Consider the following 15,776-nt stretch of genomic DNA (forward strand, 5'->3'; position numbering starts at 1 on the left):
GGGGCAGTCAGTACTGTGCCAAGGCTTACCGGGCTCTCCAGGTACAATTTGGCATGCAGACCTCCATGTCACGCAAGGGGAACTGCTTCGACAATGCCCCGATAGAAAGCTTCTGGGGGTCTCTTAAAAATGAACTGGTTCACCACCATAGATTCGAGACGAGAGCGGAGGCCAAGGCAGAGATTCAGGAATACATAGAGATTTTTTACAACCGCCAGCGTCGGCATTCACGACTTGGCAATGTCAGCCCGGCGGAGTTTAACAAGAGGTATTGGAGAACTGCTCAGGCTGCTTGATCCGGGACTGTCCGATCTTGTCAGGACACCTCAAGACAGATTTTTGCGTTAAGCAGTTTCTCCAAGTGCCTTTGCATCGGTCAGATAGGAGCTACAACGCAGTCAATTGCCACAACCTATGTGGTTGACATTTAATTAATTTCCTATATAAAAGTATGATAAGTCTCATAGCAATCACCTGAGACAATTATGTAGCTTTTATTGCGGCAAAAAATGCGTAAGCTATTGAAATTGAAGGTTATATTTGTGCTGTGATATACAAAAGTGAGGGTTCGAATCCCTCCCTCACCGCCAAATTGCAAAAACCGACCTGATGGTCGGTTTTTTGTTTTTAAGCGCCATCCTAATGTGGGTGCCAGCAGTGCAGAGCGATAAACCTCGCTTGGTTTGTCCTGTGTCGCGGTTCGTCTTAAAAAGTGGCAATGCAGAATAATCAGTGATTTGATGCTGCGAATTTGGCGCTCACTGCCACAGTGCACTACCAGATTGCAAAGCCCTGATGGAAACATCAGGGCTTTTTGCTATCCGCGTTTTTAGCGGGCTCTGTGGGCAAGCCGATGGCGATGGGCGGCGGGCTCGGGTATAGTCCTGCGCCAGTTGCGTTATCCTGTTTTGCTGACCCGTCGTGGCCCTGGTGGTGGCGAGGGGCAGGCCTGTGTAAGGAGTGTTATGAAGTTCAGTCCCCTGCTCGATGAGATGATGAAAGCCCTGCAGGTATTGCCGGGGGTGGGGCCCAAGTCTGCCCAGCGGATGGCTTTTACCCTGCTCGAGCGTGAGCGCAGCGGCGGTTTGCGGCTGGCCCAGCTGCTCTCTCGCGCCCTGACCGAGATCGGTCATTGCAGCCACTGCCGCACCTTTACCGAGAACGACCGCTGCGATATCTGCGCCAATCCCAAGCGGGAAGAGAATGGCCTGCTCTGCGTGGTGGAGAGCCCGGCGGACGTGGCGGCCATCGAGCAGACCGGCCAGTTCTCCGGTCGCTACTTTGTGCTGATGGGTCATCTGTCGCCGCTGGACGGCATCGGCCCGGAGGAGCTGGGGCTCGATATTCTCGAGCGCCGGTTGAAGGAAGAGCACATCAGCGAACTGATCCTCGCCACCAATCCGACCATCGAGGGGGATGCCACCGCCTGGTATATCGCCGACATGGCCCGTGCGGCCGGGGTGGAGGTGAGCCGCATCGCCCACGGGGTGCCGGTGGGGGGCGAGCTGGAACTGGTGGATGGCACTACGCTTTCCCACTCCCTGATGGGGCGCCAGCGCCTCAAGTAAGGGGCGGGTGGCGGTAAGTCGCGAAAAACTGAACATAAAATCGGCGGTTACACGCCAACAGGGGGCGAATGAGCAGGATTGCACATTCGCCCCCTTGATATTTGGATCGCTGTCCCCATCTAGGTTGGGCATATGTTCAACCCGATGTTTCTGAGGATTGGTCCATGACCCAAAGTGTTCATGCCGAAACCCACGGCTTTCAGACTGAAGTCAAACAACTGCTGAGCCTGATGGCTCACAGCCTCTACTCCAACAAAGAAGTATTCCTGCGCGAGCTGATCTCCAACGCATCCGATGCGGCGGACAAGCTGCGCTTCAAGGCGCTTTCCGATGCCTCTTTGTTCGAAAACGACGGCCAGTTGCGTGTGCGTCTGGTGGTGGACAAAGAGAAGCGTACCCTGACCATCTCCGATAACGGGATCGGTATGACCCGTGATCAGGTGATTGAGCACCTGGGTACCATCGCCAAGTCCGGCACCGCCGAATTCTTCAAAAACCTCTCCGGCGATCAGGGGAAGGATTCCCAACTGATCGGTCAGTTCGGGGTCGGCTTCTACTCTGCCTTTATCGTGGCCGACAAGGTGACCGTGGTCTCCCGCGCCGCCGGTACTGCTCCGGAGCAGGGCGTACAGTGGGAATCTGAAGGGGAAGGCTCCTTCACCGTCGCTGACGTAACCAAAGCCGGTCGCGGTACCGACGTTATCCTGCACCTGCGTGCCGAAGAGGACGAGTTCCTCGACGACTGGCGTCTGCGCTCCGTGGTGGGCAAATATTCCGATCATATCAGCGTGCCGGTGGAGATGTTCAAAGAGGGTACCCCGGATCGCGAAGAGGATGGCGAGACCATCGTCGGCACCCCGGGCGAGTGGGAGCAGGTCAACCGCGCCACGGCACTGTGGACCCGCAACCCGAAAGATATCAAGGACGAGGAGTATCAGGAGTTCTACAAGCACGTTGCTCACGACTTTGAAGATCCGCTGCTCTGGGGTCACAACCGGGTGGAAGGGGCGCAGGAGTACACCAGCCTGCTCTACGTACCGGCCCGCGCACCGTTCGACCTCTACAACCGCGAGCAGAAGCACGGTCTGAAGCTCTACGTGCAGCGCGTCTTCATCATGGATGACGCCGAGCAGTTTATGCCGACCTACCTGCGCTTCGTCAAAGGGGTGCTGGACTCCAACGATCTGCCGCTCAACGTCAGCCGCGAGATCCTGCAGGACAACAAGGTGACTGCCTCTCTGCGCAAGGCTTGCTCAAAGCGCGTGCTGACCATGCTCTCCAAGCTGGCGAAAGACGATGCCGAGAAGTACGCCAAGTTCTGGAAAGAGTTCGGTAACGTGCTCAAAGAGGGCCCGGCCGAGGATTACGCCAACCGCGAAGAGATCGCCAAGCTCCTGCGTTTTGCCAGCACCGCTGGCGAGGGCGAAGCCCAGACCGTCTCTCTCGAGGATTACGTTGGTCGCATGAAGGAAGGCCAGCAGAAGATCTACTACATCACTGCCGACTCCTATGCCGCTGCCAAGAACAGCCCGCACCTCGAGATCTTCCGCAAGAAGGGTGTCGAAGTGCTGCTGATGTGGGAGCGCGTGGACGAGTGGCTGATGAGCCACCTGACCGAGTTCGACGGCAAGCAGCTTATCTCCGTCACCCGTGGCGAACTGGATCTCGGCGATCTGGAAGACGAAGCCTCCAAGCAGGCCCAGGAAGAGGCCGAAAAGGCCAACGCCGGTCTGGTGGAGCGGGTCAAGAAGAGCCTGGGCGATGCAGTGAAAGAGGTGCGGGTCACCCACCGTCTGACCGACTCCCCCTCATGCATCGTCACCGACGCCTACGGTATGAGCACCCAGATGATCAAGCTGATGCGCGCGGCCGGCCAGCCGGTACCGGAGCAGAAGTACATTCTGGAGCTCAACCCTGACCATGCGCTGGTGAAGAAACTCGACACCATTGAAGACGAGGCACTGTTCGGTGAGTGGGTCACCCTGCTGCACGAACAGGCCCAGCTGGCCGAGCAGGGCGGACTGAACGATCCGGCGAGCTTCGTCTCCCGTATCAACCGTCTGCTGCTGCAAGCCTAAGCAGCAACGCCGGTAACAGAAAGCCCACTGCATGCAGTGGGCTTTTTTGATCCCGCCGTGTGAGCTCGGCAAAACACAGCGGTGAGGGAGGTGGCCAGCGCCTCTCTATTTGCGGTATTCGTTGTTGTAGTTCTGGATGAGACGGCGAGTCACCTCATGCTGGGGATCGGCAAACACCTTGAGAGTCTTGCCGCGCTCCACCACCCGACCTTCGTGCATTACCAGCACCTCGTCGCTGATATGGCTGACGATACCCAGGTCGTTGGCTACCAGCACATAACTCAGTCCCATGGTCTCCTGCATCTCCAGCAGCAGGTTGATGATCTGGGAGCGCACCGAGATATCCAGGGTGGAGAGCGCCTCATCGGCCACCACTATCTTGGGGTTGAGGATCAGCGCGCGCGCCAGCGCCACCCGCTGCTGCTGACCGGAGGAGAGCATCTGCGGATAGAACAGGGCGTGATCCGGCAGCATCCCCACCATACGCAGGGTCTGCACCACCTTCTCGCGGCGCTCCTCCTCGGTCATCTCGGTGTTGAGACGCAGCGGTGTCTCCAGGATCTGGCCGACCCGGATCTTGCGGTTCAGCGAGGTGTTGGGATCCTGAAAAATCATCCGCAGCAGTTTGCAGCGGGTCTGGTAATCGCCGTGCACCATCAGCTGGCCGTCGATGGCGATGTCGCCGCTGGTGGGTTCGATCATCCCGGCCAGAATACGGGCGAGGGTACTCTTGCCGGAGCCAGCTTCGCCGACGATGGCGAGGGTCTGACCCACTTCGAGATCGAACGAGAGGGGTTTGATCGCCTCCACCGCCTGACGACGGAACAGACCGGTGCGGTTCTGGTAGGTTTTGCTAAGGCCTCTGACCTGCAACAGGGATGGCTCGATCACAAGCGGGGCTCCTTCATGGGGGCATTAACGGTCATCATTTTTTTGGCTCCTCCATGTTCAGCGGGAAGTGACAGCTGAACTGATGGCCCTTGATCTTGTTCATCAACGGAGTTTGCACGCACTGCTTCTGGGCGTAGGGGCAGCGCGGCCCCAGACGGCAGCCGATGGGCAGGTGTTGCAGCGGCGGGATGACGCCGGGCAGGGTCTCGAGGCGCGACTTGTGGCGCACCAGCTTGTCAAAGTCGGGGATCGATTTGAGCAGGGCATCGGTATAGGGGTGATGCGGGGTCTCGAGGATCTGCTCCCGTGTGCCCACTTCCACCATCTGGCCGCAGTACATCACGTTGATGGTATCGGTCAGGTTGGCGATGGCGGCGATATCGTTACTGATGATCAGGATGGTGGTATTGCCCAGCTTGTTCATCTTGTCCAGCAGTCGCAGGATCTGGGAGTGGGTGGTGGACTCCATGGCGCTGGTGGGCTCGTCGGCTACCAGCAGACGCGGCTGGTTGGCAATGGCCATGGCGATCATCACCTTCTGGCACATGCCATCCGACAGCTCGTGGGGATAGGCGCGCATCACCTTGCGGTGATCCTTGACGCCTACCCGGTGCAGCAGGGCGATGGCCTTCTTCTTGCGCCACTGGAAGCGCTGCCAGAATTGTCCCTCGAACGAATCGGTCGGGATCGCCTCTTCCAGCTGGGTGCCGATCTCCTCGGAGGGGTCGAGGCAGCTGATGGGGTCCTGGAAGATCATGGCGATCTCGCGGCCCATGATGCGACGGCGCTCCTTGGGGGCCATGGTCAGCAGATCCATGTCGTTGAAGCGCATCCGGTCGGCACGTACCGTCCAGTTGTCCTTCTCGATGCCGACGATCACTTTGGCGATCAGACTCTTGCCGGAGCCGGATTCACCCACCAGACCGCGGATCTCCCCCTCGGTCAGGGTCAGGCTCACCTTGTCCACCGCCTTGACCTTGCCTTGCGGGGTGTCGATCTCGATGGTGAGATTGCGAATATCGAGCAGCGGCATCAGTCATTCCCCTCTTTGAGTGCTTCACGAATGCCTTCACCAACTAAATTGGTCACCAGCACGCTGAACAGGATGGCGATGCCGGGCAGGGTGACGGTCCAGGGGGCGAGATAGATGAGGTCGCTCGAATCGGCCAGCATGGTGCCCCACTCCGGTTGGGGGGATTGGGCGCCGAGGCCAAGAAAACCGACCGCCGAGATATCGAGAATGGCCGCCGACAAGGTGCGGGTGGTTTGGGCCACCAGGGTCTCGACAATGTTGGGCAAAATAGCCAGACGCATGATCCGGAAGGGGGGCGAGCCATCGAGGCGGCTGGCGGTGATGTACTCCTTCTGCATCTCGGCATGCACTGCGTTGTAGGTGGCCCGGATAAAGGGCGGGATCAACGCCAGGGTAATGGCTATCAGGGTATTGCCAAAACCCGGCCCCATGATGGCGACCATGATGATGGCCATCAGCAGGGATGGGATGGAGAGCAGGGTATCGAGCAGGTGGTGCAGCACGCTCGATTTAAGCCCCTTGCTCATCCCGCCGAGGATGCCGATGGCGGAACCCACCACCATGGCGATCACCACTACGACCAGCGCATAACCGAAAGTGAGGCGCGCCCCCACCACCAGCCGGGAGAGCATGTCGCGCCCCAGATCGTCGGTGCCGAGGAAGTAGTCGATGTTGCCGGTCGCCGCCCACGAGGGGGCCAGCAGCAGCTTGTCGGTGTGCTGTTCATCGATGCCGTAGGGGACGACCAGCGGCCCCACCATCGTGATGAGCAGCAACAGCAAAAAGCACCATAGCCCCGCCATCGCCAGCGGATTGCGGCTGTAGGAGGCCCACGTCTGCTCAAGGGGCGAGAGGATCTTGAGCTCGGGATAGATGTTCGATTTATCTTGCATAGGATACCTGGCTCCTGGTCACGCCATGAGCGCGTTCAATCTTGTTTGGCATACAACTCTTTGCGCCGTGCCGGATAGATAAGGGTGGTCAGCAACTCGGTGCTGACGCTGGTCAGGATCACGAAACTGGCCACCACCAGGGGCGCGCCGCGAATGGCGGCGTAATCCTGCAGGGCGATGCTGCTGATGAGCCAGCGGCCGATCCCGTGCCACTCGAACACCACCTCGGTGATCATGGCGGAGGTGAGCACGCTACCCAGTTGCAGACCCAGCAGCGGCAGTACCGGCGGCAGGGCGTTCTTCAGACCATGGCGCCAGACGATCTGCGCTTTGGAAAGGCCCCGGCTCGCCGCCGCCTTGATGTAGTTCTGCTTCATCACGTCGATGAGCGAGCTGCGTACATGGCGGATCACCTCGGTGGTAGGCACTACCGCCAGCACCAGTGACGGAAGGATCAGGTGGCGCAGGGCATCATGCAGCGCCGCTTGCCGCCAGGGCTCGTTGCTGAGCAGCACATCGATCACCGCGATGCCCGTGATGGGGGGCACGTCGTAGAGCAGGCTGATCTGCCCGGAGGCTGGCAACCAGTCGAGATCCAGCGAAAAGAGCATTACCACCAGCAGCGCCAGCCAGAATACCGGCACCGCATAGCCGATAAGACCGGCAGTCATGATGGAGAGATCCAGCGTCTTGCCCTGTGACAGGGCCGCCAGGGTACCGAGGGGAATGCCCACCAGCAGCGAGATGGCGAACGCCGCCAGACAGAGGATCAGGGTCGCCGGGAAGTAGTGGCGGATCTCGTCCAGCACCGGCAGCCCGGAGACGCTGGAGAGCCCCAGGTCACCTGCGAAAATGCGGCGCAGGAAATCGGGGTAGCCGCTCCAGAAGCTGAGCTGATTGCCGATCAGCCGATAGTCCAGCAGATAGGCGACAAAGGTCAGCGCCAGCAGAGTGATAAGCAGCAGGTTGATGCGGCGCAAGGTGTATAGAAGCATGCTTACTCCCTGTGAGCCTGGTTGAAGGAGGTGCCGCCAAAGGGCATCAGCGTCAGCCCCTCGATGTCGCTGCGGCTGACCTGGGTACGCAAGGCGTGCGCCAGCGGGATCAGCGGCAGCTGTTCGTTGAGCAGGGTCTGGGCATAGTAGTAGTTGCGCAGCCGGAACGAGAGCTGGGGCGTGGTGACCGCATCATCCAGCAACTGATCGAAGGCCGGGCTACACCAGCGGCTGTAGTTGTTGCCGCGCTCCACTGCCGAGCAGCTCAGCAGCTGGCGGAAGAAGTTGTCCGGGTCGGCGTTGTCGGCAATCCAGCCGGAGAGCAAGCTGTCGTACTGCCCCTTGGTGAGGCGGCCTTCGATCACCGGCCACTCCCGTTGCACGATCTTGAGCTTGATCCCGACCTTGGCCAGATCGCTGCGGATCAGCTGGGCTGTCTTGACCGCATCCGGGTTGTAGGGGCGGGCGTCCGGTTGTACCAGCACCTGCATCTCGAACCCTTTCTCCAGTCCCGCCTCCTTGAGCAGCTGGCGCGCCCGTTTCAGGTCGGGTTTGCGCTCGGGCAGGCTGGGGTTGTACCCCCATGAGAGGGTCGGCAGCAGGCTGTTGGCGGGCAGACCAGTATCGAAATAGACCGCCTGCAGCAGGTTGTCGATATTGATGGCGCTGGCAATGGCCTGACGCACCTTGACGTTGTTGAACGGCGGCTTGCGGGTATTGAGGGCCAAAAAGGCGACGTTCATCCCCGACTGGACCGAGAGGCTGAGCGCCGGATTTTGCTTGATCACCGAGAGCTGGCTGGCGGAAGGGGTGCTCATTACGTCGCACTCGCCGGTCAGCAGCTTGGCCAGCCGTTTGGCGGATTTGGGGGTAATGTCGTAGACCAGTTGTTCAATCTTGGCATCGCCGCCCCAATAGCCGGGGTGGCGCAGATAGCGAATGAACTCGTTGTGGCGATACTCCTTGAAGCTGAACGGCCCGGTGCCGATGGGGCGGCTATCCAGCAGGGCTGGCGTGCCCGCCTGCAACATCTGTTCGGCGTATTCGGCGGAGAGGATCACCGCATAGTCGCTGGCCAGAGTGGCGAGGAAGGAGGCGTTCGGCTGGTTCAGCTCGAACACTACCGTCTGCGGCCCCTTCTTGCTCACCCGCTTGATCAGCAGATCTTGCCCCAGGCTGTAGAAGTAGGGGTAATCGCCGCCGGAGACATTGTGATAGGGGTGCTGCTCGTCAAGCTGGCGGGCATAGGTGAAGACCACGTCATCGGCATTGAAAGTGCGGGTGGGCTTGAACCAGGGGGTATGGTGAAACGTTACCCCCTTGCGCAGGGTCAGGGTATAGGTGAGGCCATCCTCGCTGACATGCCAGTTGGTGGCGAGCGCTGGTTCCAGCGCCAGGGTGTTGGGGTTCACCTCCAGCAGGCGGTCGTAGAGCGGACGGGCACTGGCATCCAGTGTCACCCCGGAGTTGGAAACATGGGGATTGAAGGAGAGGGGGGATCCCTCAGCACAATAGATGAGTCCGGTTTTGGAGGCCTCGGGTTGCTTCTGGCAGCCGGTGACCAGCACCAGCAGACCCAGCAGCAAGGGTGTGAGCATTCTCATTGTTGAACCATGTTCTTATAGGGGTTTTGTACGCACGTTTTGATACAAATGTGCCAGCGCGAAGGCTGGCGTGTTGCTGGAGTCGGCATCAACCGCACTCCTTCACTCTTGTTCTGCATCGTTATCGCCATCCAGCAGCTGATATTTGCGTAGCATGCCACGGAACTGGTGATAGCTTAAGGCCAGCAGTTGAGCGGCTTTGCGCTGATTATACTGGGATTGCTGCATCGCTTGCTTGAGTAAATTAATCTCGTACTCCGCCACCGCCTGCTTGAGATCGAGCGGCAAGGCGAGGGGGGATGCAGATTGTACCTCGCTTCGGGCCTCTTGCGCAGGTTGCGTGACCTGTGGTCGCCAGGGGGAATCAAACGGGTTGAGCACCAGGGTCGAGAGCGGCAGCTGGGGATTGCCTTGACGATAGATACTGCGCTCCACCACGTTCTTCAGCTCTCTCACATTGCCCGGCCAGTGGTAATCCAGCAGCAACTGGGTCGCCTTGCGCGAGAAACCGGCAAACAGCGGATAGCCCAGCTCTCGGGTCATGCTGTGGGCGAAGTGCTCCGCCAGCATCAGGATATCTTCCCGCCGCTCCCGCAAGGGGGGGAGGGTGATCACATCAAACGCGAGCCGATCGAGCAGATCGTGGCGAAACTGCCCCTTGTCGGCCAGCGCAGGGAGATCCTCGTTGGTGGCGCAGACCAGCCGCACATCCACCTTGAGGGGCTTGGCCCCACCCACCCGCTCGAACTCGCCATACTCGATGACCCGCAGCAACTTCTCCTGCACCCGGGCGCTGGTGGTGGCCAGCTCGTCGAGGAAGAGGGTGCCGCCATCGGCCCGCTCGAAGCGGCCCTGGTGGCGCTTGGCTGCACCGGTAAACGATCCCGCCTCGTGACCGAACAGCTCGGTCTCCAGCAGGCTCTCGCTCAGGGTGGCGCAGTTGATGGTGACAAAGCTTTGATCCCAGCGCGCCGAGAGATAATGTAGGCGGTGGGCGATCAGCTCCTTGCCCGTCCCCCGCTCACCGATGATCAACACGGGTTTGCGCAGCGGGGCGAGCCGTGAGGCCTGCTCAATGATCTCGAGAAATGCGTTGGATTCCCCCAGCAGGCTTTCCGTGGCCGTGGTCATAGTGATCCCTGTCAGTTGTAAAAGCTGGTCAATCTTACCAAAAGTTGGTGATTTTAATCATCACTTGCGCGAGGCATCTTGCAATCCGGCTATTCTGCCCCATATAAATCAACAAGTTAAATTTTGTTCCAGATTGGCACACAAGTTGCCATTGTCAATGGAGAAACAACGCCATGCCAATAACAGGAGTGCAATCATGAGTATTTTTTCCCGTCTGGCCGACATCATCAATTCCAACCTGACGGCCCTGCTCGACAAGGCAGAAGATCCCCAGAAGATGGTGCGCCTGATCATCCAGGAGATGGAGGACGAGTTGGTCAAGGAGCGCTCCAATCTGGCCCGCTTCCTCGCCAGCCAGAAAGAGATTGGCCGTCAGGTCGCCCGTCATCAGGAGCGGGTCGACGAGTGGCAAGCCAAGGCTGAGCTGGCCCTGACCAAGGGGCGTGAAGATCTGGCCCGCGCCGCCCTTATCGAGAAGAAGAAACAGACCGAGTTGTCAGAGACCCTCTACCGCGAGCAGCAGGCGGTCGACAGCGGTATCGAGAAGTTGGGTGAGGAGATCCGCCAGCTCGAAGCCAAGCTGGAAGATGCCCGCGCCCGTCAAAAGGCGATGGCCATTCGCACTGAAGCGGCCAGCAGCCGTCTCAATGTGCAGAGCCAGGTAGCCCGTGGCGAGAGCCAGGCGGTGGTGAGCAAGTTTGAGCGGATGGAGCGTCGCATCGACGAAATGGAAGCGCGCGCCGATCTGGGACAGTCCGACAAGGCGCTGGCGCAGCAGTTTGCCGAGCTGGAAGTGGACGATCAGATAAGCCGCGAGCTGGAAGCGATGCGCCAGAAGCTGGGCCAGGGCGACAGCAAAAGCGAAGGCAAACAGGGGGAGTAACAGATGGAAGATCTGCTGGGCGTATTGATGGTTCCCATGGTGGTCTTCATGGTGGTGGTGGCCCCCATCTGGCTGGTGCTGCACTATCGTGCCAAGGGGCGCATTGGCGCCGGTCTTGCCGATAGCGAGCGGGAACAGCTGCAAGGGCTGCTGGCTCGCACCGAGAAAATGCAGGAGCGAGTGGGCGCGCTGGAGTCGATTCTGGATGCGGAAGTACCCGGTTGGAGGAACAAGGTATGAGCAGTGTCAGTCGTGAAGGCCGTAACCTTTATCGTGATCCCCAGCGCGGCAAGATAGCCGGGATCTGTGCCGGTTTGGCTGAGTATTTCGGGGTGGAGACCTGGATCGTGCGGCTGCTCGCCATCAGTGGCCTTATCTTCGCCGGTTTCATTACCTTCACCGCCTATATCGCTGCCTGGTTCTTGCTCGATAAAAAGCCGGTCACCCTCTATTCGCAAGAGGATGCCGACTTTGCCGAGGTGCGGATGAAAGCGCGCAGCTGGCAGGCGGGGATCACCCCGCATCAGGCGCTGGGCCGCATCGCGCAGGAACTTGACGCGCTGGAGCCCAGAGTTCAGCGGATCGAGAAGCTGGTGACCTCAAGGGAGTTCACCCTGCAGCGGGAATTTCGCAAGCTGTAGTGCTTGCCAAAGCACTCAATGTCGATGGTGGAATCTTCTGTGATGATCCACCATCGACGACAACTATCCAGACGTGGATAAGCGGTCGACCTCTCGCACGGCTGAGCACGCCGGATGCAACCACCAAGGGAGAACGGATCAAGCCTTGATACTCAATAAACTGGAACAGAAGTTGACTCGCCTGCAACACAAGGCGAACGACGTGGTGAACCGGGTGCGGGATCGCCATATTCGGCTGGCGGTGACCGGCCTCTCTCGCAGCGGCAAAACCGCCTTTATCACGGCGCTGGTTAACCAGCTGGAACACGCGGCCATCGATGGCCGTTTGCCGTTGTGGGATGCCCTGCGTCAAGGGCGCATCCTCGGTGCACGCCGGGTGCCGCAGCTCAATGCCCACATTCCCACCTTTGCCTACGAACGTGGCCTCGACTCCCTGTTTGGCGTTCCACCAGCCTGGCCCGAGCCCACCCGCGGGGTGGCCGAAGTGCGTCTCGAAATTCGCTATCGCACCCGTCATCCTCTGCGCAAGCATCTGGGGGAGATCTCCACCCTCTACGTGGATCTGGTGGACTACCCCGGGGAGTGGCTGCTCGACTTGCCGCTCCTTGAGATGAGCTACGAGCAGTGGAGCGAACAGGTGCGCGAGCAGCTTCGTCGCCCAGAGCTGCAGGCACTTGCCGCCAGCTGGCTGACACCCGGGTGGCAGGTCGATCAGCGCTTCGAAGAGCGGCCGGTGGCTGAGCTGGCCGAGCGCTACACCACCTATCTGCATGCCTGCAAACAGGAGCTGGGATTGCACCTTATTCAACCCGGTCGCTTCGTGTTGCCGGGGGAGTATGCCGGTGCCCCCATGCTGCAATTTGTCCCCTGGGTGTGGGAGATGCCTGCCAGCGAGCCCGCCGATGGCACTCTTTACGCCACTCTCAAGCAGCGCTTCGAGCAGTACAAACAGCATCTGGTGCAGGGTTTTTATGAGCAGCACTTTGCCGGCTTTGATCGCCAGATCGTGCTGGTGGATTGCCTGCAGCCCCTCAACGCCGGGGCGGCCAGCTTTGGCGACATGCAGCAGGCCATCGCCCGCATCATGGAGAGCTTTGCCTACGGCAAGAGCAACTGGTGGCGGCGACTCTTCTCGCCCCGTATCGACAAGCTGCTCTTTGTGGCGAGCAAGGCTGATCACGTCACCCCCGAACAACATGCGCCCATGGTCTCCCTGCTGCAGCATCTGGTGCGCAGCGGTCGCGGTCAGGCTCGTTTTGAGGGGATCACCACCGAGTGTCTGGCGCTCGCCGCCATCAAGGCGACCGAAGTGGGCAAGGGGGTGGCCAATGGCCGCGAGTTCCCCGCCATCCGTGGCACCAGCCTGAGCGGTGAGCCGCTGCTGCTGTTCCCCGGGGAGGTGCCGCCTCATATTCCCCCCGCCCAGTGGTGGAACAGTCAGGGTTTTGATTTTCAGGCTTTTCGCCCCATGCCCATGAGCCCCCATCAGGCGCTGCCCCATATCCGGCTCGATGCGGCGCTGGAGTTTCTGCTCGGGGATCACCTCGAATAACGGTGTGCGGCTCGGGTTTGTTTCCTGCGCCGCCCGCAGGAGACTGTTTTCAGGAGAACAAGGCGATGAACGATCAGATAAAAGAGCGGCCACCGCTGCAGGGCAAGGTGATCCTTGAGCCTGCCTTGACGGTGGCCAGTGACGAGCGACCGCCCGCACCGGCCCAGCGGCTGGAGGAGGCGAGCTTCGAGCGCCTCGACGAGCTGGACGATTTCACCGAGGTGGAGAGCGCCCTCGTCATCAAACCGCGTCGCCGTCATCGGCTGCTGGCGTGGGGGCTGGGGGCGGTCGGTCTGCTCTCGTTGGGCCAGTATGGCGCCTTTCTTTACGATCAATTCCTCACCACCCCGCTCTGGGGCAGCGCCTGGCTGGCAGCCTCGGCGCTGGTGGCGGCGGGTACCGCCAGCGTGGTGGGGCGCGAGTGGCTGCGGCTGCGCACCCTCAAGCGGCGTCAGGATGTGCGCTCGCGAGCAGAAGATCTGCTTGCTCATCAGGGAGTCGGGCAGGGGCAAGCCTTTTGCGAAGGGTTGGCGGTCAAAAGTGGCGACAAGGGGCGCGAGGGGTATCAGACCTGGCTGGCTCAGCTCGACGAGAGCCACAGCGATCGGGAGGTGCTGACCCTCTACAGCCAGCTGGTACTCGGCGAGCGTGACAAGCTGGCGCAGGCGCGGGTGGCCAAATGGTCGGGGGAGGCCGCCGTGCTGGTGGCGCTAAGCCCGCTCGCCACCGTCGACATGATGCTGATGTTGTGGCGCAACCTGCGGATGATCGAGGATATCGCCGATGTCTACGCCATCGAACTCGGCTACTGGAGCCGCATACGTCTGATCCGTCAGGTGTTTCGCAACATGCTCTACGCCGGTGCCACCGAGCTGGTGACCGAGGTGGGGATGGACTTGCTGGGCGCCGAGTTTGCCGCCAAGCTCTCTGCCCGCGCGGCGCAAGGGGTGGGGGCGGGGCTGCTCACTGCCCGCCTTGGCCTGCGCACCATAGAGGCGTGCCGCCCGCTGCCCTGGTGTGCGGACGAGAAGCCGAAACTCGGCGAGCTGCGCAAGCGGCTGATCGGCCAGCTGGCGGGGTATCTCAATAAGCCTTGATGGCTGCTGGAGATGAATAGCGGTTGTCACAATTTATTTACAACTGTTTCAGGCAGCCGACTCATGGGTCGGCTGCTTTTTTTGTTGCCATTTCGTTACAGTGAAACCGTGATGAAACGGCAAGGCGCCTGATGTGGCGCCAGAGGATGGAACCGCTATGGCAACCTTCTACACCGCCCACCAGCCGGATGCTGACGGGGTGATCCACTATAGCAACGAAGAGCACGGCACCTGGCAGATCCTGATCGAACGTCAGTTCGCCGCTCTCGATGGCAAGGGGTGTGATGAGTATCTGGCCGGTCTTGACAGGCTGGGGCTGCCCCGTGATCGCATCCCCCAGCTGGCCGAGATCAACGCTGTCTTGCAGCCCGCTACCGGCTGGTCGGTGGCGGCGGTGCCAGCGCTGATTTCGTTCGATCGCTTCTTTGCCCTGCTGGCCAACCGCCAGTTTCCGGTAGCGACCTTTATCCGGCGCCGCGACGAGCTCGACTACCTGCAAGAGCCGGATATCTTTCACGAGATCTTCGGCCACTGCGCCATGCTGACCAATCCGGCCTTTGCCCACTTCACCCACCTCTACGGTCAGTTGGGGCAGCAGGCGAGCAAGGATCAGCGGGTTTTTCTGGCGCGGCTCTATTGGTTCACCGTGGAGTTTGGCCTCTTGGCAACGCCGGACGGGCTGCGTATCTACGGTGGCGGCATTCTCTCCTCCATCGGCGAGACCGCCTATGCCCTCTCCGGCCAGCCGCTGCTGCAACCTTTCGATCTGTTGACCGTGCTGCGCACCCCGTATCGCATCGACATCATGCAGCCCACCTATTTTGTGCTGCCGAGTCTCGATCATCTCTACCAGCTGACCGGTGAGGAGATCATGGCTGCTCTGGCGGAGGCCAGTCGGCTTGGCCTCTATCCGCCACGTTTTGAGGTTCTCGCTGGCAAACAGGCGAGCTGACCAAAAGCAAGCAACCCTATTTCATGTTCATTAATTTTTCATTAATTCAAGCAGGAGTAACCCATGTCCGAACTGGCCAGCCAGCAGTGTGAAGCGTGTCGCGCCGATGCCCCCAAGGTGAGCGATGAGGAGCTGCGCGAGCTGATGCAGCTTATTCCTGACTGGCAGCCGCTGGTGGTGGAGGGGGCGCTGCAACTGCGGCGAGAATTTACATTTCGCAACTTCAAGGAGGCGCTGGCTTTTACCAACCGCCTGGGGGAGCTGGCGGAAGCGGAGTTCCATCATCCGGCCATCCTGACCGAGTGGGGCAAGGTGACCGTCAGCTGGTGGACCCACAAGATCGGCGGCTTGCACCGCAACGACTTCATCATGGCGGCGCGCACCGATCAGTTGCTCCGCTAATCGCACCCCAAACCAGCGTCATCGGTTGACCCGGGCCTGCCTGCGAAAGCGGGGCA

At 60.3% G+C, this 15,776-nt stretch carries 16 protein-coding genes; 10 read left to right on the top strand and 6 right to left on the bottom strand.

Translation table 11 applies throughout. The features are described 5' to 3' along the window. The 3 genes from AB5Y76_RS16955 to htpG all read left to right on the top strand — a co-directional run. Positions 1-296: IS3 family transposase (locus AB5Y76_RS16955; RefSeq protein ID WP_368177766.1), on the top strand; the 296-nt coding region annotated here is incomplete at its 5' end. 669 nt (positions 297-965) lie between these two features. Further along, positions 966-1,568: a recombination mediator RecR gene (recR, locus tag AB5Y76_RS16960; protein ID WP_019444931.1), complete on the top strand. Its 603-nt coding sequence runs from the start codon at positions 966-968 to the stop codon at positions 1,566-1,568. Between the two features lie 164 nt (positions 1,569-1,732). Beyond that, positions 1,733-3,646 carry a molecular chaperone HtpG gene (gene htpG / locus AB5Y76_RS16965; RefSeq protein WP_040097518.1) on the top strand — a complete coding sequence of 638 codons (1,914 nt, stop codon included), beginning with the start codon at positions 1,733-1,735 and terminating at the stop codon, positions 3,644-3,646. Positions 3,647-3,751: 105 nt separating this feature from the next. Here htpG and AB5Y76_RS16970 read toward each other — a convergent pair whose 3' ends face one another. The 6 genes from AB5Y76_RS16970 to pspF all read right to left on the bottom strand — a co-directional run bounded on the left by AB5Y76_RS16970 (position 3,752) and on the right by pspF (position 10,193). Beyond that, positions 3,752-4,537: an ABC transporter ATP-binding protein gene (locus AB5Y76_RS16970; protein ID WP_005333681.1), complete on the bottom strand. Its 786-nt coding sequence runs from the start codon at positions 4,535-4,537 to the stop codon at positions 3,752-3,754. Positions 4,538-4,571: 34 nt separating this feature from the next. Then, positions 4,572-5,570, bottom strand: coding sequence for an oligopeptide/dipeptide ABC transporter ATP-binding protein (locus AB5Y76_RS16975; RefSeq protein WP_005333679.1), 999 nt, complete (start codon positions 5,568-5,570; stop codon positions 4,572-4,574). Continuing rightward, the gene (locus tag AB5Y76_RS16980; RefSeq protein ID WP_263717060.1) at positions 5,570-6,463 is read right to left on the bottom strand and encodes an ABC transporter permease subunit; all 894 of its coding nucleotides are present in this window, start codon (positions 6,461-6,463) and stop codon (positions 5,570-5,572) included. Before AB5Y76_RS16980 ends, AB5Y76_RS16975 begins: the two co-directional genes overlap by 1 nt. A 35-nt stretch (positions 6,464-6,498) precedes the next feature. Then, positions 6,499-7,458: an ABC transporter permease gene (locus AB5Y76_RS16985; protein WP_368177767.1), complete on the bottom strand. Its 960-nt coding sequence runs from the start codon at positions 7,456-7,458 to the stop codon at positions 6,499-6,501. 2 nt (positions 7,459-7,460) lie between these two features. Next, on the bottom strand, positions 7,461-9,056 hold the full coding sequence (sapA, locus tag AB5Y76_RS16990; protein WP_041202111.1) for an ABC transporter substrate-binding protein SapA: 1,596 nt from the start codon (positions 9,054-9,056) through the stop codon (positions 7,461-7,463). A 108-nt stretch (positions 9,057-9,164) separates the two neighbouring features. After that, the gene (gene pspF, locus AB5Y76_RS16995; protein ID WP_005333674.1) at positions 9,165-10,193 is read right to left on the bottom strand and encodes a phage shock protein operon transcriptional activator; all 1,029 of its coding nucleotides are present in this window, start codon (positions 10,191-10,193) and stop codon (positions 9,165-9,167) included. 196 nt (positions 10,194-10,389) lie between these two features. Between pspF and pspA the strand changes: the two genes are divergently transcribed. From pspA to AB5Y76_RS17030, 7 genes are all read left to right on the top strand, one after another. Then, a complete protein-coding gene (gene pspA / locus AB5Y76_RS17000; protein ID WP_005361184.1) occupies positions 10,390-11,076 on the top strand; it encodes a phage shock protein PspA in 687 nt (228 codons plus the stop codon). 3 nt (positions 11,077-11,079) lie between these two features. After that, positions 11,080-11,316 carry an envelope stress response membrane protein PspB gene (gene pspB, locus AB5Y76_RS17005; protein WP_005333672.1) on the top strand — a complete coding sequence of 79 codons (237 nt, stop codon included), beginning with the start codon at positions 11,080-11,082 and terminating at the stop codon, positions 11,314-11,316. Then, positions 11,313-11,717, top strand: a complete 405-nt coding sequence (gene pspC / locus AB5Y76_RS17010; RefSeq protein WP_005333670.1) for an envelope stress response membrane protein PspC — start codon at positions 11,313-11,315, stop codon at positions 11,715-11,717. Before pspB ends, pspC begins: the two co-directional genes overlap by 4 nt. A 145-nt stretch (positions 11,718-11,862) precedes the next feature. After that, the gene (locus AB5Y76_RS17015; RefSeq protein WP_263717062.1) at positions 11,863-13,269 is read left to right on the top strand and encodes a YcjX family protein; all 1,407 of its coding nucleotides are present in this window, start codon (positions 11,863-11,865) and stop codon (positions 13,267-13,269) included. Positions 13,270-13,334: 65 nt separating this feature from the next. Next, positions 13,335-14,366 carry a YcjF family protein gene (locus AB5Y76_RS17020; RefSeq protein ID WP_263717064.1) on the top strand — a complete coding sequence of 344 codons (1,032 nt, stop codon included), beginning with the start codon at positions 13,335-13,337 and terminating at the stop codon, positions 14,364-14,366. Positions 14,367-14,523: 157 nt separating this feature from the next. Next, on the top strand, positions 14,524-15,318 hold the full coding sequence (gene phhA, locus AB5Y76_RS17025) for a phenylalanine 4-monooxygenase (protein WP_263717065.1): 795 nt from the start codon (positions 14,524-14,526) through the stop codon (positions 15,316-15,318). A gap of 63 nt (positions 15,319-15,381) precedes the next feature. Further along, on the top strand, positions 15,382-15,720 hold the full coding sequence (locus AB5Y76_RS17030; RefSeq protein WP_021231380.1) for a 4a-hydroxytetrahydrobiopterin dehydratase: 339 nt from the start codon (positions 15,382-15,384) through the stop codon (positions 15,718-15,720). Positions 15,721-15,776 lie beyond the last annotated feature (56 nt).

Origin of the sequence: Aeromonas sp. R1-2 (assembly GCF_040908505.1) — a bacterium.
Taxonomy (GTDB): Bacteria; Pseudomonadota; Gammaproteobacteria; order Enterobacterales; family Aeromonadaceae; genus Aeromonas; species Aeromonas veronii.

Coding starts and splice junctions, on each gene's coding strand:
- recR (WP_019444931.1), top strand. CDS start 966: ATGAAGTTCAGTCCCCTGCTCGATGAGATGATGAAAGCCCTGCAGGTA.
- htpG (WP_040097518.1), top strand. CDS start 1,733: ATGACCCAAAGTGTTCATGCCGAAACCCACGGCTTTCAGACTGAAGTC.
- AB5Y76_RS16975 (WP_005333679.1), bottom strand. CDS start 5,570: ATGCCGCTGCTCGATATTCGCAATCTCACCATCGAGATCGACACCCCG.
- AB5Y76_RS16980 (WP_263717060.1), bottom strand. CDS start 6,463: ATGCAAGATAAATCGAACATCTATCCCGAGCTCAAGATCCTCTCGCCC.
- AB5Y76_RS16985 (WP_368177767.1), bottom strand. CDS start 7,458: ATGCTTCTATACACCTTGCGCCGCATCAACCTGCTGCTTATCACTCTG.
- sapA (WP_041202111.1), bottom strand. CDS start 9,056: ATGCTCACACCCTTGCTGCTGGGTCTGCTGGTGCTGGTCACCGGCTGC.
- pspF (WP_005333674.1), bottom strand. CDS start 10,193: ATGACCACGGCCACGGAAAGCCTGCTGGGGGAATCCAACGCATTTCTC.
- pspA (WP_005361184.1), top strand. CDS start 10,390: ATGAGTATTTTTTCCCGTCTGGCCGACATCATCAATTCCAACCTGACG.
- pspB (WP_005333672.1), top strand. CDS start 11,080: ATGGAAGATCTGCTGGGCGTATTGATGGTTCCCATGGTGGTCTTCATG.
- pspC (WP_005333670.1), top strand. CDS start 11,313: ATGAGCAGTGTCAGTCGTGAAGGCCGTAACCTTTATCGTGATCCCCAG.
- AB5Y76_RS17020 (WP_263717064.1), top strand. CDS start 13,335: ATGAACGATCAGATAAAAGAGCGGCCACCGCTGCAGGGCAAGGTGATC.
- phhA (WP_263717065.1), top strand. CDS start 14,524: ATGGCAACCTTCTACACCGCCCACCAGCCGGATGCTGACGGGGTGATC.
- AB5Y76_RS17030 (WP_021231380.1), top strand. CDS start 15,382: ATGTCCGAACTGGCCAGCCAGCAGTGTGAAGCGTGTCGCGCCGATGCC.